The organism is Nocardia amamiensis, from assembly GCF_015477605.1.
Taxonomy (GTDB): Bacteria; Actinomycetota; Actinomycetes; order Mycobacteriales; family Mycobacteriaceae; genus Nocardia; species Nocardia amamiensis_A.
The window spans coordinates 79,946-100,546 of the sequence record NZ_JADLQX010000022.1 but is presented as its reverse complement, the minus strand read 5'-3'; the positions used below and the strand labels follow the sequence as shown (position 1 = coordinate 100,546).

Below are 20,601 nucleotides of genomic sequence, written 5' to 3'. Positions count from 1 at the left end.
CCGTCAGTGTGCCACCAAGGTATTGAGCTCCTCGGCGAACAGTAGGGCGGGGTCGAAGCCCATTCCGGTGAATTGGCCGGCGAGTTCGAGCGAGAGAACGCCGTGCAAGCGGGTCCAGAAGGACAGGGCGTGGTGGAGGGTGGTGGCCGGTACCGAGTGGCCGTCGGCCCACCGGCGATGGCTCTCGAGGTGCGCGTCGAACGGTGTCGTCGACTGGCTCACCGGCAGTGCGGAGATGGCCTCGATCAGCGTCGTCATTATTTCGTTCGAGATCTCGGTCGTGTCGTCGGGTGCGTGATAGCCGGGAACGGGTGTGCCGTAGATGAGGAAGTACCGCTGCGGGTCGGCCAAAGCCCATTCCCGTAGGGCGTAGGCCAGTCCGGCCAGGTCTGCGCCGGAGTGTCGAGCCGCACGGAGGGTATCGGCGAGGCTGCGGTAGGCGTCGCGGATGAGTGCGGTGATCAACTCGTCGCGGCTGGCGAAGTACCGGTACAGGGCGGGGCCGCTCATGCCCACCTGCTTGGCGATCGCGTTGAGCGACAGGGCGGAGGCACCCGCCGTGGCGATCTGCTGCCAGGCGCACTGCTTGATCTCCGCCTGCATTTGCGCGCGATAGCGCTCCCGCGGGCTCTTCGCGGCTGCGTGCGTCATGGACCACTCCGTTCCGGGCCATCTGGTTAGAGGTTATTACTTTACCTCTTGCTTATTACCGGGAGTGGTTATATCTTCTAACTTACGTAATAGGTACTAACCACTCCTTGGGGTGGCACGTCAACGAGGAGCAGAACCATGACCGACACTCGCCCGTCCGGCACGCCCAAGGCTCGAGCCACCTCCGGCATCACTCCCCGCTCCGTGCGGGCCGCCCTGGTCGGGATCGCGCTGACCGCCGGAATCCTGGGCGCCACCGCCACACCGTCCCTCGCTGACGGCCCCACAGCGGACCCGGCGCCGCTGACCTGCGGCGGGAAGGGCATCGATCCCGCCGCCCCGATCCATTACCGGACCGAGGCCCTGATCAAGGCGCCGCTGGACACCATCTGGAACCTGCAGACCGACGTGGAACGCTGGCCGTCCTGGCAGCAGTCCGTCACCAGCACGAAGCGCCTGGACTCGGGGCCACTGCAGCCGGGCTCGCGGTTCCGATGGACCACGCCCGCCCCCGCCACCGCCACCACCCCCGCGACCACCCTGACCATCACCTCATCCGTCCAGCAGATGCAGCCCGGCCGGTGCATCCGCTGGACCGGTCCAGCGATCGGCGACGGGATGAGCATCGACGGCGGCATTCACGTCTGGACCTTCACCCCCGTCGACGGCGGCGTCCTCGTACGCACCGAGGAGAACTGGAACGGAGCCCAGGTCGAAGCAGACGTACCGACCTCCACCTACTTCCTCGGCGCCGGACTCGAAGCCTGGCTCGCCGACCTGCGCGCAGCCGCCGAACGCTAGAAACCTCACAGGGCCGTGCAGGCTTCTCGGCGTGGCTGAGCGCGTCTACTTCAGCTGGGGAAGCGTGCACCATTCCACCAACTGGCCGGAGGACACGGCGTACACGATCCGCCCGAGGCCGACCCATCCGTGGCTCGCCGCGCACATCGGGCAGTGCTCGCCGGAGGCATAGACGGTGGCCGCGGCACGCTCGTCCGGCGACAGATGGGTCGCTGACCACCGAGAGATCTCGAACTCGGGGTGGCGCGTCGGGTCACCGGCCTTGATCCGGTTACGGTCCTCGAAGAGCACCTCTCCGTCGGCCGAGACCAGGATCGAGCCGAAAGGCTCCTCCTGCGATCCTGCTGGCAGGAAGCGAATGGGCCTTGCCGGAATCGGCAAGGCCCACCGGCCGACGCAGTCGATCAACTATTGCATCGGCGCCGATATGCATTCCTTGCCCATCAAGTCAGGGAGGTGAGCCCATCCGGATGAGCAGCTCATGACCTCGCCGCCGTTCACGATGAACGGCTGCGTGATCTCTCCGCTCTCCGGCGCACCGTTCGACGCCGTGCACTCCATAGCGGTCACCCTGCCTTCCCACACCGGCGAATGGGACGAGCAGTTGTAGCTCCACATCTCCTGCGCGGAGACAGTCGGCGGACAGAACAACAGCGCCGCCGCGGCGGCGAAGAACGGGGGAAGACCCAGACGAACGAGGCGTGTGGCTTTCATGACGATCTCCTTGTCCTGGTTCCGTGCGGTCTGAATCGGTAACCGTCCCGGACGGGCTGTCCGAGCGGTAGCGAGCAGAAACTGCGTGGTTGCTCAGGAGAGAACGTGCACACTACGGGAGGAACACTACGTGGGGTGTGGCGAGGCCGGGTGCGGAATGCCGCTTGCTGTGATCATCCAGATATGGCGGAGGCAGCGACCGCAGCGTGGCGAACCGCGACCGCAAGTAGGCAATTCGCGCGGTCCCCGAACAACGTCCAGGTGTGGCCTCGGATCGAAGCGATGGTGCGGTAGGTTGTGGCGGCCATGAGGAGCCGCGATGAGGTCACGCACCGAATCGATCAGGTGTTCGCGGGCTCGCTGCCGCTCACCGAGAACGATCTTGCACCGCCGAGCATCGACGCGCCGTACGTCATCGCGCATTTTCACGGCCGCTCACGGGCGGACATCGACCGCTCGAGCTTCCTGCCCGGCCTGCACATGGAAGACTTCACATACATGACCGCGCAGGCCGTCGAGTACTACCTCCCGGCGGTGCTGAAGCTGATGCTGATCCAACCGTACGACTTCGAACTCTGGATCCATCTCAGCAGCTTTCTCGGCAGTGCGCGACGCGACGACGAGACGACACTGCGCGGCCTCCGCCCCGCCCAGCACGCGGCGATCGCGGACTGGCTCGAGCTCCTGTCCCATGAGATCGACGAGGGAATCGGATTCGACCGCAAAGACGCCGGGAAACTGGCGCGGCTCTATCGGCAGCTCGCGAACGCCGCGACGTAGCCAGGCGTAGCGCCGTCACCACCTGCACCGCGCGCATGCGGACCCGCGGACTCCCCCGCTAGTGGCGTCCAGCATCTGCAACGCCCTGTCCGGATCCCGGTTCGCACTGCGGTGAGCTGCGGGATCGGCGTCGGCCCCGGCGCGATCACCCGATGTCACTCCGCTCGCCCGCAGCGGGACCGCCAAGTGTTGCGATCACCCCACTCTTGTCAGGCACATACTGGACAACGTTGTGGCATAACAGAACTCTGCCGCGGGTCGATCTCTGTGGCTGACGCATGACGACTCGGAGTCACTGGCGGACTGTCGTACTGCATGAACCGCGCTACCACGTTTGGGCCGATGAGGCCAGATCGTTGGAGTCGGCGCAGCCAAGATCCGCGGCCTCGGGCGGGTATTCCGCTCGAGTCTTTTCGGCTGCCGTGCGTTTCACCAGCGCAGGAGCGCCGCAGTGGCATCGATTCCGGACCGGTACTTGACGTAGATCACAATTTGAGGTTGAGTTCAGATTCAATTCGGCCGGCGAACAGCCGCACAACATGGTCGGAGCTCGAATCCGAACCAGGACATCACGATTGAGGGAACCCTCATGGCCCCACTCCTGATTGTGGACGATCTCTCGCTCCGGCTTCCGGCTGCGGGAAGGCTTCTTCGCGAGATCGGTTTCGAACTCGACGCAGGCGAGGTTGTCGGCCTGGTCGGCGAAAGCGGAAGCGGGAAGACCCTTACCGGTCTGGGTATCCTCGGCCTCTACCCGCCCGGAGCCGAGGTCGCAGGACGTATCGTCTTCGATGGCGACGACCTTCTGCGCGCATCTCCGGACAGGCTGCGGGCTGTGCGGGGCCGTGATCTCAGCATGATCTTTCAAGAACCCAGGTCCTCGCTGAATCCCGTGCTGACCATCGGCCGGCAGATCTCCCACGTGCTTCGGGCGCATCAGCGGATCACCCGGCGTCAGGCTTCAGCCCGGGCAGTCGAACTGCTCGGCAGAGTCGGCCTACCCGGACCCGATCGGTTGCTCCATGCCTTTCCGCACGAGCTGTCCGGTGGCATGTGCCAAAGGGTGATGATCGCCATGGCGCTGGCCTGTGGCCCGAAGCTTCTGATCGCCGATGAACCGACCACCGCGCTCGATGTCACCATTCAAGCGCAGATCATCGAACTGCTTCGTACGCTCGCCGATGAAGAGGGGCTGTCGATCCTGCTCATCAGCCACGACCTCGGTGTGGTCGCCGACCTGTGTGACCGCGTCGTCACCATGTTCGCGGGCGAAGTGGTCAACATCGCATCGCGAGACGACCTCCTGCACAGCCCGGCTCACCCCTACTCGCAGAATCTATTGCAGGCAACCGCGCTCGAAATGCGGATCGACAAGTCCGCGCCGGTACGCGAGCCGGCTCTCAACCGCGAGGGATGCGCCTATCAACCGCGCTGCGCCTACGCGGTCGATCGTTGTCGCACTACACATCCCGACCTGGTCTTTGCCGGCCGATCGGCGACGCGCTGCCTGCGCAGTTCCGAACTGGAGCTCGATGGGTTGGTGGCTTGATGGTCGAGAGTCTCCTCGAAGTCCGCAACTTGGTCGTGGAGTATCGCCGCGGTGCCGATCGGCTGCTCGCCGTCGACGATGTCAGCTTCTCTCTCGACAAAGGCGAGACGCTCGCCATTATCGGAGAGTCCGGATCCGGGAAGTCGTCGTTGGCTCATGCGCTGGCCGGACTCGTAAAGCCTGCTGCCGGAACGATTCGTCGTGCGTCATCGGGGCATCGGCGCGCCGGCGGATCGTCGCACGTGATCTTTCAAGATCCGCGCTCCGCCCTCAATACGCGTCTGTCGGTCTGGCAGTGCGTCGCCGAAGTCATGGCGCCCGAGCGGCTGCGCATTCCGCGATCACTGCGACCTGCGGCCGTCGAGCTCCTACGACGCGTTGGGCTCGGCGACGATCTCGCGGATCGAAGACCGGCTCAGCTCTCTGGAGGACAGCGGCAGCGCGTCACCATCGCCCGCGCCATCGCATCCCGCGCGGACCTGATCCTGTGCGACGAGCCGGTCGCGTCGTTGGACATGTCGCTGCAATCCGATGTTCTCCGGCTTCTCGCCGAATTGCGTGACGAGCATGGATTGACCTACCTGTTCATCTCCCACGACCTGAGTTCGGTAGCCAAGATCGCGGGTCGGGTCGGCGTCATGTACATGGGACAGCTGGTGGAGATCGGTTCCACGGAAACGATTCTGGAGTCTCCCGCGCATCCTTACACGCAAGCGTTGCTCGCAGCCGTACCCAGACTGACGCTCGCACGTCGTGATCGACGCCGGGTTCTCCTTCAGGGGGAGATTTCCGAGCGTGGCAAACCGCCGTCCGGTTGTCGATTTCGCACCCGATGCCCGTTGGCGTCCGAGCGCTGCTCGAGCGTCGCGCCCGTTCTGATGAGCGATGCGGATGACCACTCGACTGCATGCCACTTCCGGGACCGAGCCGCCGATGCATGGCAGGCCGGCTCGTTGTGACACCGATTAGGAAGTAGAACCAGCATGATCCGAAAATTGACCGCCAGCGCGTTCATGGCCGCCACACTCGTACTGAGCGGGTGTAGTGGTGGCTCGTCACCCGCGCCCGCAGACCCCGATGCGGCGGTTGATGTCGCCACTCCGCAAACGCCGAGCTCGCTCGATCCGTGTGCCGGAAACTCCGGCTATGACCTGACCTATCTGAAACTGATCTATGCCCCACTCATCGATATCGATCCGAAGACTCTGAAACCTAAGCCGGGGCTGGCCTCCTCGTGGGATTTCGTCGGTCCGGACAAACTGACCTTTACGGTGAAACTCCGCTCGGGCTCGACCTTTCACGACGGCACTCCCGTTGACGCGCAAGCCGTCAAGGTGAGTATGGAGCACTGCCTCGCCACCGGGCTCGTATCGGTTCCCTCCATCAAGAGCATCGATGTCGAGGCTCCGGACACCCTGTCCATCAAGCTGAGCAGCCCGACGTCCGGAATGCCCGGCTATCTGAGCAGCCGCTTGGGTTTCGTATCCTCCCCGACCGCATTACGTCAGTACGGTAACGACTTCGCGAACCATCCGGTCGGCGCCGGGCCATATCAATTCGCTCGCGCGGTACCCAACAGCGAGTACTTCTTCACCAGGTTCGCCGGTTACCGGCCGGTGAGCGGACCGGGCCCCATAGCTGCGGGTATCAACATAAAGATCATCAGCAGCGACACGGCGATGACGAACGCGCTCACATCCGGCGCCGCCGACTTCGCGTACGGGGTAAGCGAATCCGCGACTGCGGGACTCGAGCGTCTCCCCAACATCACGGTGGAACGTACTCCGCAGCTCGGCTTTACAGCGATCATGATCAACACCAAGAACAACCCCGTCAACAATCCCAAACTGCGGTTGGCGATGGAATACGCTTTGGATCGCAAGGCCATTGCTAAGGCTGTCCTCAACAGCGACACTGGAATACCCGCATGGTCGGTGTACCCGCCGGGCGCTACATTTCACGACGACGCGGCGGACAACGCCTGGCCGTACGACCCGGACAAGGCCCGGCAATTGCTCGCCGAAGCGGGGTTTCCCAACGGTGTGCCGATCCGCGGCATATCCGTGGCCGCGCCGCCCTTCTCCACCGTAGCAGTGCTGGTCGCCGAGCAATGGAAAAAGGTCGGAATCGAGGTCAATTTTACCAATATCCCTGGTCCCCAGGCAATATCGCAGTTCGTCGCGCACAACGGCGCCGAGGTATTCAGCGTCGGATGGCCCTCGCAATGGTCGGCGCCGCTGAACTACAACTCATTGCTCGGATCGACGTCGTACTTCCGGCAGAATGCGGAGCCCAACCCCGAGATCGCCAGGTTGATCGCGCAGCTGAACGACACCTACTCCGAGGCCGAGCAACTGGCGGTCGTCAAGCAGATCAACCAGATCCTTATCCAGCGAGCCGAGTTCATTCCGATCTTCCACGCGCCGGCCGTGAGCGCCTATACCGACCGGGTCCATGGCTTCGTCCCCCCACTCAACGGTACGCCGGAACTGGCACATCTGGCCGTGTCATGAAGCGATTGACGGACAGCGACCTCGTGCGACTGGTGCTCAGGAGGCTCGGTCAGATGTGCCCAACCGCGTTCCTGACAACGGTGCTGACTCTGCTGCTGATTCACCTGGTCCCCGGCGGGCCCGCGGAGGCCCTGATCGGAGTGAGTACCACCGATGTGGACCCAGCCGTCATCAACCGGCGGCTCGGCCTGGACAAGCCCCTCTACGAGCAGTACTGGCACTGGCTCAGCGGAGTGCTCCGCGGAGACCTGGGCACATCGCTGGTCAACGGCGCGCCGGTAGCCGACCAGGTGCTGCACCGGCTTCCGGTCAGCGCGCAGCTGGTCGGACTGGCATTGGTGATGTCGGCTGCGGTTGCGATACCGGTAGGGGTCTGGACCGCGTACCGGTCCGGTCACCGATCCGATGGCGTGGTCCGCGCGGTATCCGGAATAGGGCTCGCGGTGCCGGATTTCTTTCTCGCCATCGTGCTGATCGATGTGTTCGCGGTCGGTTTGGCGATGTTTCCAGCCCTTGGGTACATACCGTTCGGACAGGACCCCGTTGGGAATCTGCAGCACTTGGTGCTGCCCGCAACAGCGCTTGCGGCAGGTGCGGCCGCTGTTGTGGTACGGCAAGTCCGGGCCGCGATGATCGATGCGCTGTCGAGTGAATACGTCCGGACTGCTCGGGCCATGGGGCTGCGCGAGCGAACCGTTGTGTGGCGCTACGCGTTCCGCAATGTGCTGTCGACCCTGCTGACCGTGTACGGATTGCTCGCCATCGGCATACTGGGTGCGACGGTAGTGCTGGAGCAGATTTTCGTGCTGCCCGGAATGAGCGGAGCCCTGCTCACGGCTATCCAGACCCGCGACTACCCGATGTTGCAGGGCATCGTATTGATCTATGTCGCCATCGTTCTAGGGCTGAATCTGCTCGTGGATGTGCTGAACGGCGTGCTGACGCCGCGGTTGCGAGCGGAGGCACACTGATGACCGCGCTGCTTCTCGATGAGACGCGATCGAGCGATCGGGGTGGGCGTTGGTCACGCGTCGGGCTGTGGGTCGCCGTCGGCATCCTCGGTGTGCTGGTTCTGATGTCGATCCTGGCGCCGGTGGTGGCACCGTACAGTCCGACCGATCAGGACCTGACCAGCCGATTCGCCGGCCCCAGCACCGTTCACCTGCTCGGAACCGACAATTTCGGCCGGGATGTGCTGAGCAGACTGATCTGGGGCGGCAGGTCGTCGTTCGCGGGCGTTCTGATCGCGGTCGGTGCCGGTTTGGCGCTCGGCATCCCTTGGGGGCTCGGCGCGGGCTACGGACCACGCTGGTTCCGGACGGTATTGATGCGAATGGCCGACGCTTTTCTCGCCTTTCCCGCGCTGGTGCTGGCCATTGCCATCACCGGTGTTCTCGGCCCCGACCTCGTGACTGCGATGTGTTCGGTGGGCGTGGTGTTCGCACCTGTCATCGCGCGTCTGACCGCAGGCGGAGTGGCCGAGGTACGGCGCCGCGAGTACGTGCTCAGCGCACGGATGTCCGGATGCCCTGCTCACGTAATCCTGATCCGGCATGTCCTCCCGCACGCGATCGGTCCGGTGATAATCCAAGCTGCGGTCTTCGCCGGATTGGCTTTCATCATCGAGGCCGCGCTGTCCTTCATCGGCTTGGGCATCCAGCCTCCCGCGCCGAGTTGGGGTGGCGACTTGAACAACGCCTACCAGCACATTCTGAGCGCACCGGGCCAAGTCTTGGCGCCCGGTGTACTCATTGCCGTCGCTGTGCTGGCGACCTACCGAATCGGCGATGAGTGCCGTGATCTTCTCTCCACCCCTCCGGTATGAGTTACCTCCAGGACCGTAGGTTCCGAAGCCTGTCAGGGCTGGATCGCGTGTGGGGCGTCACTCGCTAGGCGGCTCAGCGCCTGCATGGCCTCGCGCTCGATGCGTGCAAGATCGCAGAGGATGGTGCCTGCCTGTAGGAGATACTGCGCATTGCCTGATTCACCGGCTTGCGTGATCAGTGCCGCGACTTCTGTCCATAGGGTGGCTGCCTCGCTGTACAAACCGTGGCCGGTGCGCAGGTGGCGGCTGTCGAGCGCTTGGGTGCATTCGGCGAGGAAATCGCGGTAGAAGTTACGGAACAGGGCGCCGCCGGTGCCGGCCTTCTCCATCAAGAGGGCAGCCTGTGCTAGATCGCGCTGCGGGTTGTCGGTCCGCTGGAGCCATGTGCGCACCAGCTTGCCGGCCTTCTCGATGCCCCGGTGGCCGAGGTTGGCGATGGGCGGGTTGAGGAAGGCGTCGGCGCAGGCCCTGATGGCGGGAATGATCTGACTCCGTGGGGAGGGCAGATTTCTCGGAGCGGTGAGTGTGAAGGACCGGTGCTTGGCGGTCATCGGGCCGCGCGCCGCCCTGGCCTGGGCGAGACTGGTCAAGCTGGTGGATACCGTTCCGCCTTGCTGGTCGGTGTCCACCAGGTAGGCGTCGTGGTCGTCGTAGCCGTACATAGCGACGACATGACCGCCGAAGTGCACCTTCGACCTGAAGTAGTCCAGATAGTAGCTGTCGAGCTGCAGCCCGACGGGGTGCCCGGCGTCGATGGACACAACCACGTTCTCCAAAGCCCTACGTGCGGAGGTGGTCTCCTGGACCAGGAGCTCCAGTTCGAGTCTCGTCGCCAGGTTTCTGGTGAGGTCGAAAGGCTTGACCCGGCCCCCGAGGAAGGGGAAGCCCATGGCCTTACTGTCCCAGTAGACGAAGGACAGACCGGAGCCGAGGCCGAAGAGCATCGGCTCGGACAGATCGATTCCCTGATGCCGCAGCAGCACTCCCAGAGCTGTCGTCTCACAGTGCTGTGTACTGCGGGCATCAATGTCTATCACCGTGGTCATGCATGCCTTTCTGGCGCAGATCATCAGCCGGTCATCAGCTCTTCTCGCGATGCCTCTGCCCGCCGACACAGGACTCACGTACGGGCGATCGCGGGCAGCCCGCGCTCGTGGATGGCGACGAGAACAGCATTGCGATCATGGTGGAGTCTCCCGCGGTGGGAGAGTCCAATCGAACTTCCCACCACCCGATAATCAGTGCGACCGGTCGAAACCGGGTGATGCGACAGACAGGCGCAAGGTGTCATCGCGGTGGGTCAGGGTGAGTTCGTACCAGTCGGCGGTTCGGGCATGCGCGACGATGCCCTCGGCGTCGGTGGACAGCGTCACTGTCCAGCCATACTGCTCCCAGATCCGGATGATCACTGGCGGATAGATGTCCGCGCGGTCCGGGGCCGGTGGGTCGAGGAAGTATCGGGCCTCGAGCCGGTCGACCTGGTAGATGTTGCCCGCGTCGTCGTCGAACGGCAGTATGGTCTCGCCATCGAGGCCCTCCTGCGGGTGAAGGCGCATCTGACCACCCAGTGCGTCGAGTAGCTCGGCGACGAGGTCGCGGATTCGGCCGCGTGCGGTGTCCTCGGTGAGTTCGCGGTTCCATACGACCGCCCGTGCTGCCCGCGGCACAGACATGCTCGCCTGCCGCAGTTCTTGCGGTGTCGGCGACGTCGCGGGTACGGCGGTCTCGGGCGGGCGATCACGCTCGAGCTGGAAGCCATAGCTCATCAGTTCGTCGAAGGTCTGGGCGAAGTCCAGTGGCCGCTCCATATGGCCCTCTGCTTCCCAGCCGATGGTGCCCCTGGGCAGGTCAGGTGAGACGAAGTAGCGCGTGTCGCCCAAGCCCTTGGCGATGAGCATCGCCCGGTCTCCCGGAATGTCCTCGGCGGCTTCCCAATTCCGCACGGCGTCGTTCAAGTTCAGCGTGTGATATGTCTGCATGCCGCGAGGCCGGGTGGGGCCGAAAGAAATCCCATCGAGATCGGTGAACCCCGCGTGCACCGTGCCGAGGAACACCCGTAGCGCCTCAGGCAGCGCATCCCAATACTGTGGCTGGTCGGCGCCGAAGGTCTCGGGGTCCCAACCGATACGGAACTCGTGCGGCTGAAACGGCTTTCGCAGCGCATACAGCAGGACCCAGTCGCCACGCAGCAGGCAGACCCGTACATCGTCGAGGCATTCGTCCAGCACAGCCCCGAAACGCGGCAGCAGGTCGACGAACATGTCGAGGTTCCACAGCGCGACAGCGGCGGTGCGCCGGGCATGGGAATTGCGGCCGCCGGCGATCCCGGCCCACCGCTGGGGCACATGCGCTGCGGCCGACGAGCCTGGTTCGACCAGCAGCGCGGAGCCCGGACCGAATTCCGCCACCACGCGCGCGAAGTCGGCAGTATCCACGGCACCTATCGAACAGCATCCCCACCGTTGAGACTGCGACAAACGACTGAAACGAAAAACGGGTCACAGCATCGCGGAACGGGCCATGTCGACACCCAGCGATGCGAGCATCGCGATCACCTTCTGCGCGTCGTCGGCGTCGAAACCGCCGCGCTGGAAGTCCGCCGAGTTCAGTTTCACCGCGACAGTGTCTAGTGCCGCGCCCTATAGTCGCCGACCGGGTAGGTGCTGCCGTGCGCGCGGTCCTCCCAGCATCGGGCGCACTCCCGTCGCCGGGCAGCGCGTGAATGTGGCCGGCGAGGCGAACTCAGGTGATGCACGTCACGCCGTGTCGTGTCACGTTTCGGCGTTCCGCGGTGTCTTGGGGGCATGAGCGAAGATCGCGCGGGTTAGAGCAGTTCATGACGGCGGCGGCCACCGGCGACAAAGCGGGGCTGCTCTAGCTCCTCGCTCCGGACGCCATCTGGACCGCCGACAGTGGCGGCAAGGCCGTCGCGGCGCACCGGCCGGTCCGCACTGAATGACCCGACCCGAGGAGAAGCCACATGTCGACAGCCCGAGCAACAAGCAACAAAGCGACGTTCAGCCGCCTCCACGACGCCGTCAACAGCGGCGATGCGGAGCTCATCGCGAAGACGATCGACGAGATCGTCGAACCGGACGTGCTGTTCCACGCGCCGGTGCCGATGGATGCAACGGGAGCGCAGGCACTGAAGCAAGTGTGGGCGGTGCTCCTTCGCGCGTTCCCCGACATTCACGTCGCGGTCGAGGATGCGATCGCCGAGGAGGACAAGGTCGTCTTCAGGAATACGGTTACCGGGACCCATCAGGGCGAGTTCCGGGGCTTGCCACCAACCGGCAAACGCGTCACGTACAACGAGATCTTCATCGTCCGCTTCGCCGGCGGTCGAATCGCCGAGATATGGGGAGTCGTCGATGTCTTCTCGCAGATGCAACAACTCGGCGCCATTCCGACCTAGTCTCGTCCGGGTTGATCGTTGCGGGGGTGTCGTGTCGGTGCCCGTAGAGACCTACGGTGGAGATATGACCGCCTTGGAGTATCGGCACGTGCTGGTCGCGCGGGACGGCGACACGGTACGCATCACCATGAACCGGCCGGAGCAGCGCAATGCGCTGTCGGGCGAGCATCTCGCCGAACTGCTCGCCTCGTTCCGGGCCGCTGGCGAGACCGACGCCACCGGGATAGTGCTCGCGGCGCACGGTCCGGTGTTCTCCGCGGGACATGATTTCGCCGACGTCGCCGCGCGCGACCTGCTCGGCGTGCGGGAACTGCTCACACTGTGCATCGAGGTCATGTCGACCATCGAGTCGGTGCCGCAGGTGGTGATCGCCCGGGTGCAAGGTCTGGCCACGGCCGCCGGCTGCCAGCTGGTGGCCTCATGCGATCTGGCCGTCGCCGCCGAATCGGCCGGTTTCGCGCTCCCCGGCGGCAAGGGAGGCTGGTTCTGCCACACTCCCGCGGTGCCGGTGGCTCGGACCGTCGGCCGTAAACGCCTGATGGAACTGGCCCTCACTGGCGACCCGATCGATGCGCGCACCGCCGAACAGTGGGGCCTGGTCAACCGAGCGGTGCCGGACGCCGAGCTGGACACCGCCGTGGGTGAGTTGCTGGCCCGCGCTACTCGAGGCAGCCGGGCCAACAAGGCACTGGGCAAACGCACTCTCTACGGCCAGCTCGACCGCCCCGAGGCAGATGCCTACGCCCTTGCCCTGGAAGTCATGGCCGCCGCCGCTCAACTTCCCGGCGCCCGCGAAGGTATGGCGGCCTTCCTAGCGAAGCGCCCACCCGTCTGGCGTGATTAGCGCCGCCAGGGACTGTTTTCACTGCGGCGCGCCACTCATAGGGCGCTCACGACAGGCCGGAACGAGTGGGGCCGTGCAGGCGTCAGGACGCGTCCATGATCGTCTACTTCATCGGCGGCAGCTCGGGTGCCGCTTTCGGTGCCGCCGCCGTCGGTTGGTTCGGCTGGCCCGCCACCGCCGCTCTGACAGCCGCGGCCATCGCTATCGCCATGGCGGTCATCCTGACCACTTCGCGCACTCGGCCCGACCTCCGGGCGGCTCGGGCTCCCCTGCTTCCTCCGGTGTCGGACGGACCGGTTCGGCGGCAGCACCGCGACCCCTGCCGCACCGACGGCGGTTCCGGCATCCGCCGCCGCCCGAAGAGTTGACTCTCGAACAGTTCGTGCCGTCGCGGTGTGAGCACCTTGCGGCCGACCCGCAAACGGCTGTAATTCGCGCGAATTCGGCGACAGCTCAGCCTATTTCGCGAAGACACAGCCGTGTGGCGTACCCGTGCAATGCCGAGATCCCGGATGGCCGAGCGGATATCGTGGATGGATGAACAGTCGGTGGGGTGATCTTCTCCGCGATCCGGTGCTCATCGGGGAACCGCGATCTCGGTCTTTCTGGGTGTCTTGTTCTACGTTCGCTCGGACACCAAGACAGCTCTGGGGGTGTTCGCCGGTCTGATCGGTGTCGTCATTACACTTCAGATGTCGCAGTATCGCAAGGGTCTCCTCGGGCGTGGATTCGGGAACGAATGCCGTCGCACTGATGCCACGTTCCCGGCAGGCGAGCAGCAACGCCACACCGTAATTACCGCAGGTACCGACGACCACCTCACGATATCGGGACGGCAGCGCACTGATCAGCCTGCGTGCCATCCAATACTTGTGATTGAGTGCACGATTCGCACTTTCATCCCAGATAATCGGCTGCATTACACCAATACGTGGACATCGCACGCCCGGCGGTCAATATCGGGCATAGGCATTGACAGGTAAGTGGCGCACCCGGCCCTGGCGACCTCGCGCCACTGTGGCTATGCCCGGACGTCGCAGGCGCGCATCAGCCCAGTACGGCGGCGAGTGCCGCTATCTCGATGTGGTCGTGTGGCGCCGACTGTAGAGGCCGCCGCCGAGACGAGGCCCGCGAAGGTGTCGACGGTGGCCCGCAATCAGCAGGTCACGTCCACATCGGCAGCCTTGTGGAACGACACATGCACATGGTCGTAGTGATTGGCGGTCGGGCTCCCGCGGTCTTCGAGGTATGACCAACCGCTGCCGTCGTTGTACCGCTGCCGCCAGATCACGTAGGTCACACCGAAGCGCTTCTTATTGGCCAGCACGAATTCGGCGATTGCGTCGCCCCGCGCGAAATCGGATGTCATGAGATCGAGCGCCAGCCCGGCACCGTGGTCGCCGTCGCCACGGCCGACGGCACCGCCGATGTCGGTGATGCCGAACGTCTTCTTGAGCAGGTTGCCCACCTTTGCCACATGCGGCCGTGTGCCGGCGAGTTCCGTCGAACACGGGACGGACGGAGGCGGTGGCGGCAGGTGCTGTGCCGCTTCCTTGGCCGACGGTGGTGGTAGCTCGGCTGCGGCCGCTCCCGCCACCGGCGCCGGTGGCGGCTGAGTTGTTGCGGGCACGGTGGTCGGGGCCGGGTCGTTTTCGACGGCGGACGATGGCGGCGAATCGACCGCCGCGGCCTGCTGAGCAGCTGGGCTCAGTCGGATCGCCACCCACAGCACGACGGCGATAGTGGCCGCGATGCCACCCACAGTCAGGGGCGTGAGCTTCCGGGCTGCGGTCTGTTTGCGGTGTTGACCAGGCATGATGTCGATTACCGGTTACTGTCGAGAATAGGTCACCGATACATTACGAAATGGTCGCGAAAATGTCACGCCGAGATGCGGGTTGCGCCCTTGGACAAGGTGTTATTCCTCGCGCGGCAGCATGGGCGGACCGTCGAACTGGACGTTCGAGTTCACCGTAGTTCGCCGGGAACCGACGTGGATGCGCCGACGCTCGACAGTCGGCGGCAGGCCCTGCGCGTGCTCGCATGGGTGCCGGACCGTCATTTCGGGCCGACGGTGGTGGTCAGCGACGACGTAGACGAGACATGGAGCGAGCCGACGTCGAACCGTCGGCGCTGCTCCGCTCCATCGCCGGCGGGGCGAACGTTCGATCTGGTCAGGAGCCCTGTGCCGGACGGTAGAGCTGCAGTCCTATCGGTAGCCCCGTTTGAGCAGGTACTTGGCTCCTGCCTCGAAGCCGGCGGGGCTGAGCAGCTCGAAGCCGAATGCGTCGGCGAGCCGGCCGGTCGTATTGAACGCCGCGCAGACCGCCAGCGCGTCCTCGACCTGCCGGGGCGTGACACCTGCGGACAGCACTTCCCGCATGTCCTCGACGCCGACCGTTCCTTCCCGGGTCAGCTTGCCGAGCATCCGCAGCGTTGCCCGCAACCCCTGCTCGATGGGCGCCGATTCCACGTCGGACAGCACCGCTCGCACCTTCGCGCTGTCGAGGTACGCCTGCTCCGCGGTCGCGGTGTGCGCGCCGATGCAGAACGCGCATTCGTTGACCTTCGACACGAAGGCCGCCATCAGCTCTCGGTCGGCTACCGACCAGGCGGAGGGTCCCCGCATTGCCTCGTGAGTGAACTTCTTCGCCCGCGCACCGTAGAAGTCGGGCCGGTAGAAGACCAGCTTGGCGGCGTCCGGTACCGGCTGGCCGGAGAACACTCGGACGAGCGTGAACAGCAACTTGGTCCCGGGACGGTAACCGCGGTCGAGGATGTCGAGGCGCACTATCCGGCCTCCTCGCTGCCGGTCGCTTCGGCCAAGGCCGCCAGTCCCGCGTCGTACAGCCGGGCGGACCGGCCGACCGCAGCGGATATCACGAGTTCGAAAAGCTGGTCCTCGCTGAAGCCCGATGCCGTGGCTGCGGCGAGGTCCGCGTCGGTGACCTGCGTCGGCCTGGTGGCGACCTTGTCGATCAGTGCGTGCAAAGGCGGGGGAACATCCGCGTTGCGGAAGGCGCGGGCGCGCTGGTCCGCAGATGCGGTGCCCTGTCCGTACAGGACGCGGTCCACCAGAGCCCGATGCGCTGCTCGCTTCTTGTCCTCGTATGGCACAGCGGCCTCCGCCTCTCCTCCCTGGTTCTCAGCTATTTGCCCGCACGTGCACAACGATAGGCGCGCCGCGCCACGGCGCGGTACGTTCGGCAAACGTGCGCTGTGGGCCGGGGGCGCTACCGATCCGCAGTTGCGCACCGATCCACCAGCGCCCGTCAGATGACGACCGACGATGCCAGAACTTGTACGAACGCGTGTATGCCCGCCAGTGTGTGCGCGGGCATCATGATGTCGCAGAACGGCAGCGCCGCCGCCATCGCACCGGTGGCCGGCTGGAATCGGGAGTCGCCCGCACGGGGATTGAGCCAGATGACGCGCCAGGCCCGGCGTCGGATCCGCGCCATCGCACGGGCGAGGAGATCGGGGGTGTCGCTGTCCCAGCCGTCCGACGCGATGACGACGACGGCGCCGCGCACCGCGTTACCGGACGGGGTCGCGAGCAGCGCGCCGAGGCATCGGCCGATGTGTGTGCCGCCGTATCGGTCGAGCACCTTGTCGTTCGCCCGGGCCACCGCGACATCCGGGGAGCGGTGTGCGAGCACCGAGGTAAGTCTGGTCAGCGAGGTGGAGAAGGCGAACACCTCGGGTCGATCGGGCGAACGGCGCTGCATCGCAGCCCGCATCAGGTGCAGGTAGACCGTCGAATACGGCTGCATCGAGCGGCTGACGTCGCAGATCATGACGATTCGGCGCGGGCGGCGCCGGGGACGAGTGCGGACCAGCACCGCCGGCTCCCAGCCGGTGCGACGGGAGTTGTTCATCGTCGCCCGGAAGTCGATCCGCTTGCCCTGCGCATGGTTCTCGTAGCGCCTGCTGCTGCGCTGCGGCCAGAACGCCGAGGCCTGCTCCAGCCAGGCGCCGACTGTCCGCAAATCGTCCGGATCGAAGCGGGCGAACGGTTCCTGTTCTCGTGCCGAGAACCGGCTGGGCAGCACGTCCGGCAGCGTCACACTCCGGTCGATCGACCGGTCGGCGCCGGTAGCTGGTTGCAGTGTCGCCCAAGGGACTTCACCGCCTTGTCGAGCCTGCGCCCGACCACTCACGCCGGGTGCGGTCATGCGTTCGGCCGGCTGTTCGTGCGCCCGGCTCGGCGGATCCACACCCAGCACCGCGCCGGCGAACACCGCCGCGAAGACCGCGTCGAAGGCGGCGAGATCCTGCATGCGATCGACGAGTGTGAGTCGCATAGCCCAGTAGAGCTCGGTACGTGACCGTGGCGCCATACGACGCAAGGCTTGCACGAACAGCGCGGGCCCGCTCGGCGCCACCGCGACGCCGCCACGCCGCAGCCGCGCGACCACCGCGACGGCGAATGCGGCCAGGTCGATGCCGCGCAGCAGAACCGCTCGTGTCATCGCGTCCGGCGCATCTGCCTGCGTACCAGGATGATTCCGAGCACGGCCGCGAGCACGAGCGCAATGGCGGGCGCATACTTCTTGATCATCGCGGGCCCGACCAGATCGACGAGATCCAGCGGTGCCGGCTCGGATTCCGCGATAGGTTGCGGCTGCGCCTCTCCCCTATGCGGCCCGGTTACCGGTTCCGCGGCGACCTTATCGCCCGCCGAGAGTTTCGCTTCCAAGGATGTCACGAATTGACCGAGCATTTTCTCGGACACCTGCTGCAGCATCCCGCTGCCGAATTGGGCGAGCTTGCCGACGATCTTGAGGTCGGTGTCCACGATGACCCGGGTGTCGTCGCCGTCCTGGCGCAGTTGTGTGGTGATGGTCGCCGCTGCGTTTCCGGATCCGCGGGTATCCCGGCCGCGGCCGTCGATGACCGCGCGATGGTCGTGTTCGTCGCGCTCGACGAATTTCGCCTTCCCGGTGAATTCGCTGGTCACCGGGCCGACTTTGACCTTCAGCCGGCCGAGGAAGTCGTCTCCCTCCCAACCGGCCATCTGTGCGCCGGGCATCAGCCCGACCACCTGCTCGAGGTCGGTCAGCACCTCCCATGCCTGCTCGACGGGTGCGTGGACGGTGAACTCATTGACGATCTTCATCGCGGTATCCCTCTCATCCGGTGGGCAGGCCCTGGGTGTATTCGACGAATGCCACATGCAAGGTGGCGCGGTCGTCGGGTGTCTTGGCCAATGCGCTCAGCGCGGCGACCGCGCCCGGCGCGGTGAGATCGGCGACGTCGAGGGTCGCCAACGCGGCGATCCAGTCGATGGTCTCGGCGACGCCGGGCGGTTTGTCGAGATCGAGACCGCGCGCGTGGGCGACGAATCGGGTGGCATGCTCGATCAGCGCGTCGGTGGCCCCCGGCACGGTGCGTCGCACGATCGCGACGGCGCGGACTGGTTCCGGGTAGTCGATCCAGTGGTAGAGGCAGCGCCGCCGGAGCGCGTCGTGCAGGTCGCGACTGCGGTTCGAGGTCAGTACCACCAGCGGTGGCTGCTCGGCCGCAAAGGTCCCGAGTTCGGGGACGGTCACCGTGTTCTCACCGAGGAATTCGAGCAGCAGCGCCTCGAATTCGTCGTCGGCACGGTCGATTTCGTCGACCAGCAGTACCGGCGGCGTCGGACCGCGATAGCGCACACAGCGCAGGATCGGGCGGTCGACCAGGAACGCCTCGGTGAACAGGTCGGCTTCGGTGAGGTCGGCGCCGCGCGCCTCGGCGAGCCGGATGCTGAGCAGCTGACGCTGATAATTCCAGTCGTACAGCGCTTCGTTCACGGTGAGGCCCTCGTAACACTGCAGGCGGATCAGCGGTGCGCCGAGCACGGTGGCAAGGGTCTTGGCCGCCGTCGTCTTGCCCACGCCCGGTTCGCCTTCCAGCAGCAGCGGCCGCCCCAGCGTGGTGGCGAGATAGAACGCCGCGGCGGTCCCGGTGTCGAGCAGATAGTCGTCGGCGTCGAATCGCCGCACCACGTCCTCGACATCGTCGAACGGCGACATCATGGCGGCGTCGCGGCGCGTAAGCGCTCGTAGTCGTCCCAGGTGTCCACGTCCAAGGGCACCGGCGCGTCGACGTCGAGCCGGGACACCGCGACGCGCCCCGACTCGATGATCTTCCAGACGGCCTTGTCGCCGTGCAATCGGGCCAGCTCGCCGAATAGGCTGCGGCTCAGCCAGAAGGGATGCCCGACACCGTCCCGGTACCGGCAGACCGTGATCGCGGCGGTCGTTCCCTCGGCGATCAGTCGCTCGACGGTCGACGCCGACAGACCAGGTTGATCACCGAGCATCAGCACGATTCCGGTGGCCCGGGGATGCACCGAACTCAGGGCCGAACGCAACGACGACGAACAGCCCGATCCGAAGTCGTCGGCCATGACCACCTCCACCCCGGTGAGATCGACCTGCTGCCGCACCTCTGCCGCCGCGCCGCCGAGGGTGACGATGATCTGATCGAAAGCGCAGGATCGCACCACGTCGAGGGTGGCGCCGAGGATTGTCGTATTCCGATACGGCAGAGTCTGTTTCGCAGTGCCGAGACGCCGTGAGCTTCCCGCGGCGAGGACGACTCCGGTGACGAAACCGCTCATGAGCCTTGATGCGCCTCGACGAAGGAGGTGCGGCAGCCGGAGGTGCAGAACCAGTGGTCGACACCGTCGATAGTGAGACGTGGTGTGTCCGGCCCAACCGTCACGGTCATGCCGCACACCGGATCGAGTGCCTCGAATGCGACGCTCGCCGGGCGGGCCGGGACCGCCAAACCGCCCTTGCGGATCGCCTGGATCACCTCCGCGACAATCGAGACGGCAATCTCCGCGGACGTCTTGGCGCCGATCGGCAGACCCACCGGTGTGCGCACGCGCGCTCGCTCGGCGTCGGTCAATCCGAGCTCGTCCAGAATCGATGCTCCCCGAACCTTGCTGGCGACGAGGCCGACGTACCCCACTCCGGCGTCGAGCGCAGCGCGGATCAACCCGGCTTCCGGGCCGCCATGGCTGGCGATCACCACCGCGGTCGTGTCTGCTAGCGATTCCGGCGAGTCGGCGTCGGCAGCACTGCGTTGCACCTCGAATCCAACCAGTTCGCACACATCTGCCAGTGCGTCCGCGATAGGTGTCACGCCGCTGATCCGAACCAGAGGCGCCGGGATCTGCGGCTCGAGGAATATCTCCAGCGCTCCGCCGGACAGACAGGGATTCACCACCACCGTCGCGCCGGGCGCCTCAGGAAATTGCAGATCGCCGTCGGGCAGGACCCGCAGCAGCACACTCTCGTTCGATTGCAGGGCGCCCAGCGCCGCCTTACGGACCGAGTTCTGGGCGCACTGGCCGCCGACGAATCCTTCGATCGTCCCGTCTTGCAAGAGGATCGCCTCGTCCCCGGCGTGCGCGGAGGTCGGTTGCTGCGCGCGCACGACGGTAGCGTGCACGAACGGCGTCCGGGTGCGGGCCAGTTGCTGTGCACGCTCGGTGATCTTCATCGGTGATCCCAT

General features: G+C 65.6%; 23 protein-coding genes and 1 pseudogene. 10 read left to right on the top strand and 14 right to left on the bottom strand.

The features are described from left to right. Nucleotides 1-3: 3 nt before the first annotated feature. Entirely contained in the window at nucleotides 4-651 is a 648-nt protein-coding gene (locus tag IU459_RS26230) for a TetR/AcrR family transcriptional regulator (RefSeq protein ID WP_195132234.1), read from the bottom strand. 138 nt (nucleotides 652-789) lie between these two features. Between IU459_RS26230 and IU459_RS26225 the strand changes: the two genes are divergently transcribed. After that, nucleotides 790-1,452 (top strand): SRPBCC family protein, encoded by a 663-nt coding sequence (locus IU459_RS26225; RefSeq protein WP_195132233.1) that lies wholly within the window; start codon nucleotides 790-792, stop codon nucleotides 1,450-1,452. A 69-nt stretch (nucleotides 1,453-1,521) separates the two neighbouring features. Here IU459_RS26225 and IU459_RS26220 read toward each other — a convergent pair. Beyond that, a pseudogene (locus IU459_RS26220) lies at nucleotides 1,522-1,833 on the bottom strand (hypothetical protein); the annotation flags it as partial. Nucleotides 1,834-1,860: 27 nt separating this feature from the next. Next, nucleotides 1,861-2,166, bottom strand: coding sequence for a hypothetical protein (locus IU459_RS26215; protein ID WP_195132232.1), 306 nt, complete (start codon nucleotides 2,164-2,166; stop codon nucleotides 1,861-1,863). Nucleotides 2,167-2,472: 306 nt separating this feature from the next. Between IU459_RS26215 and IU459_RS26210 the strand changes: the two genes are divergently transcribed. The 6 genes from IU459_RS26210 (at nucleotide 2,473) to IU459_RS26185 (ending at nucleotide 8,833) form a co-directional block, all read left to right on the top strand. Then, nucleotides 2,473-2,946: a hypothetical protein gene (locus IU459_RS26210; protein WP_195132231.1), complete on the top strand. Its 474-nt coding sequence runs from the start codon at nucleotides 2,473-2,475 to the stop codon at nucleotides 2,944-2,946. A gap of 589 nt (nucleotides 2,947-3,535) precedes the next feature. Next, a complete protein-coding gene (locus IU459_RS26205; protein WP_195132230.1) occupies nucleotides 3,536-4,495 on the top strand; it encodes an ABC transporter ATP-binding protein in 960 nt (319 codons plus the stop codon). Beyond that, nucleotides 4,495-5,454: an oligopeptide/dipeptide ABC transporter ATP-binding protein gene (locus tag IU459_RS26200; RefSeq protein ID WP_228838525.1), complete on the top strand. Its 960-nt coding sequence runs from the start codon at nucleotides 4,495-4,497 to the stop codon at nucleotides 5,452-5,454. The genes IU459_RS26205 and IU459_RS26200 overlap by 1 nt, the downstream gene beginning before the upstream one ends. A gap of 24 nt (nucleotides 5,455-5,478) precedes the next feature. Next, complete coding sequence (locus IU459_RS26195; RefSeq protein ID WP_195132228.1) at nucleotides 5,479-7,008, top strand: ABC transporter substrate-binding protein; 1,530 nt, start codon at nucleotides 5,479-5,481, stop codon at nucleotides 7,006-7,008. Continuing rightward, nucleotides 7,005-7,979 carry an ABC transporter permease gene (locus IU459_RS26190; RefSeq protein ID WP_267469876.1) on the top strand — a complete coding sequence of 325 codons (975 nt, stop codon included), beginning with the start codon at nucleotides 7,005-7,007 and terminating at the stop codon, nucleotides 7,977-7,979. Before IU459_RS26195 ends, IU459_RS26190 begins: the two co-directional genes overlap by 4 nt. Next, nucleotides 7,979-8,833, top strand: coding sequence for an ABC transporter permease (locus IU459_RS26185; protein WP_195132226.1), 855 nt, complete (start codon nucleotides 7,979-7,981; stop codon nucleotides 8,831-8,833). Before IU459_RS26190 ends, IU459_RS26185 begins: the two co-directional genes overlap by 1 nt. A gap of 32 nt (nucleotides 8,834-8,865) precedes the next feature. Here the strand turns inward: IU459_RS26185 and IU459_RS26180 are convergent, their stop codons facing one another. Both IU459_RS26180 and IU459_RS26175 read right to left on the bottom strand, forming a co-directional pair. Then, nucleotides 8,866-9,879: a BtrH N-terminal domain-containing protein gene (locus IU459_RS26180; RefSeq protein ID WP_195132225.1), complete on the bottom strand. Its 1,014-nt coding sequence runs from the start codon at nucleotides 9,877-9,879 to the stop codon at nucleotides 8,866-8,868. Nucleotides 9,880-10,071: 192 nt separating this feature from the next. After that, nucleotides 10,072-11,268, bottom strand: a complete 1,197-nt coding sequence (locus IU459_RS26175) for a hypothetical protein (RefSeq protein ID WP_195132224.1) — start codon at nucleotides 11,266-11,268, stop codon at nucleotides 10,072-10,074. A gap of 545 nt (nucleotides 11,269-11,813) precedes the next feature. On the opposite strand from IU459_RS26175, the gene IU459_RS26170 reads away from it, so the two are divergent. The 3 genes from IU459_RS26170 to IU459_RS26160 all read left to right on the top strand — a co-directional run bounded on the left by IU459_RS26170 (nucleotide 11,814) and on the right by IU459_RS26160 (nucleotide 13,460). Further along, entirely contained in the window at nucleotides 11,814-12,248 is a 435-nt protein-coding gene (locus IU459_RS26170; protein WP_195132223.1) for an ester cyclase, read from the top strand. 64 nt (nucleotides 12,249-12,312) lie between these two features. Continuing rightward, the gene (locus IU459_RS26165; RefSeq protein WP_195132222.1) at nucleotides 12,313-13,092 is read left to right on the top strand and encodes an enoyl-CoA hydratase-related protein; all 780 of its coding nucleotides are present in this window, start codon (nucleotides 12,313-12,315) and stop codon (nucleotides 13,090-13,092) included. A 95-nt stretch (nucleotides 13,093-13,187) separates the two neighbouring features. Continuing rightward, a complete protein-coding gene (locus IU459_RS26160; RefSeq protein WP_195132274.1) occupies nucleotides 13,188-13,460 on the top strand; it encodes a hypothetical protein in 273 nt (90 codons plus the stop codon). 90 nt (nucleotides 13,461-13,550) lie between these two features. Here IU459_RS26160 and IU459_RS40150 read toward each other — a convergent pair whose 3' ends face one another. The 9 genes from IU459_RS40150 to IU459_RS26115 all read right to left on the bottom strand — a co-directional run bounded on the left by IU459_RS40150 (nucleotide 13,551) and on the right by IU459_RS26115 (nucleotide 20,589). After that, the gene (locus IU459_RS40150) at nucleotides 13,551-14,012 is read right to left on the bottom strand and encodes a pyridoxal-phosphate dependent enzyme (protein ID WP_195132221.1); all 462 of its coding nucleotides are present in this window, start codon (nucleotides 14,010-14,012) and stop codon (nucleotides 13,551-13,553) included. A gap of 236 nt (nucleotides 14,013-14,248) precedes the next feature. Then, the gene (locus IU459_RS39795; protein ID WP_195132220.1) at nucleotides 14,249-14,908 is read right to left on the bottom strand and encodes a hypothetical protein; all 660 of its coding nucleotides are present in this window, start codon (nucleotides 14,906-14,908) and stop codon (nucleotides 14,249-14,251) included. Between the two features lie 393 nt (nucleotides 14,909-15,301). Next, complete coding sequence (locus IU459_RS26145; protein ID WP_195132219.1) at nucleotides 15,302-15,883, bottom strand: carboxymuconolactone decarboxylase family protein; 582 nt, start codon at nucleotides 15,881-15,883, stop codon at nucleotides 15,302-15,304. Then, nucleotides 15,883-16,209, bottom strand: coding sequence for a hypothetical protein (locus tag IU459_RS26140; protein ID WP_195132218.1), 327 nt, complete (start codon nucleotides 16,207-16,209; stop codon nucleotides 15,883-15,885). Before IU459_RS26140 ends, IU459_RS26145 begins: the two co-directional genes overlap by 1 nt. Nucleotides 16,210-16,364: 155 nt before the next feature. Continuing rightward, entirely contained in the window at nucleotides 16,365-17,564 is a 1,200-nt protein-coding gene (locus tag IU459_RS26135) for a vWA domain-containing protein (protein ID WP_195132217.1), read from the bottom strand. Next, complete coding sequence (locus IU459_RS26130) at nucleotides 17,561-18,211, bottom strand: SRPBCC family protein (RefSeq protein ID WP_195132216.1); 651 nt, start codon at nucleotides 18,209-18,211, stop codon at nucleotides 17,561-17,563. Before IU459_RS26130 ends, IU459_RS26135 begins: the two co-directional genes overlap by 4 nt. 13 nt (nucleotides 18,212-18,224) lie before the next feature. After that, nucleotides 18,225-19,112, bottom strand: a complete 888-nt coding sequence (locus IU459_RS26125) for an AAA family ATPase (RefSeq protein ID WP_195132215.1) — start codon at nucleotides 19,110-19,112, stop codon at nucleotides 18,225-18,227. Further along, the gene (locus tag IU459_RS26120) at nucleotides 19,109-19,699 is read right to left on the bottom strand and encodes a nucleotidyltransferase family protein (RefSeq protein WP_195132214.1); all 591 of its coding nucleotides are present in this window, start codon (nucleotides 19,697-19,699) and stop codon (nucleotides 19,109-19,111) included. The genes IU459_RS26125 and IU459_RS26120 overlap by 4 nt, the downstream gene beginning before the upstream one ends. Beyond that, nucleotides 19,696-20,589 (bottom strand): XdhC family protein, encoded by an 894-nt coding sequence (locus IU459_RS26115; RefSeq protein WP_195132213.1) that lies wholly within the window; start codon nucleotides 20,587-20,589, stop codon nucleotides 19,696-19,698. Before IU459_RS26115 ends, IU459_RS26120 begins: the two co-directional genes overlap by 4 nt. Nucleotides 20,590-20,601 lie beyond the last annotated feature (12 nt).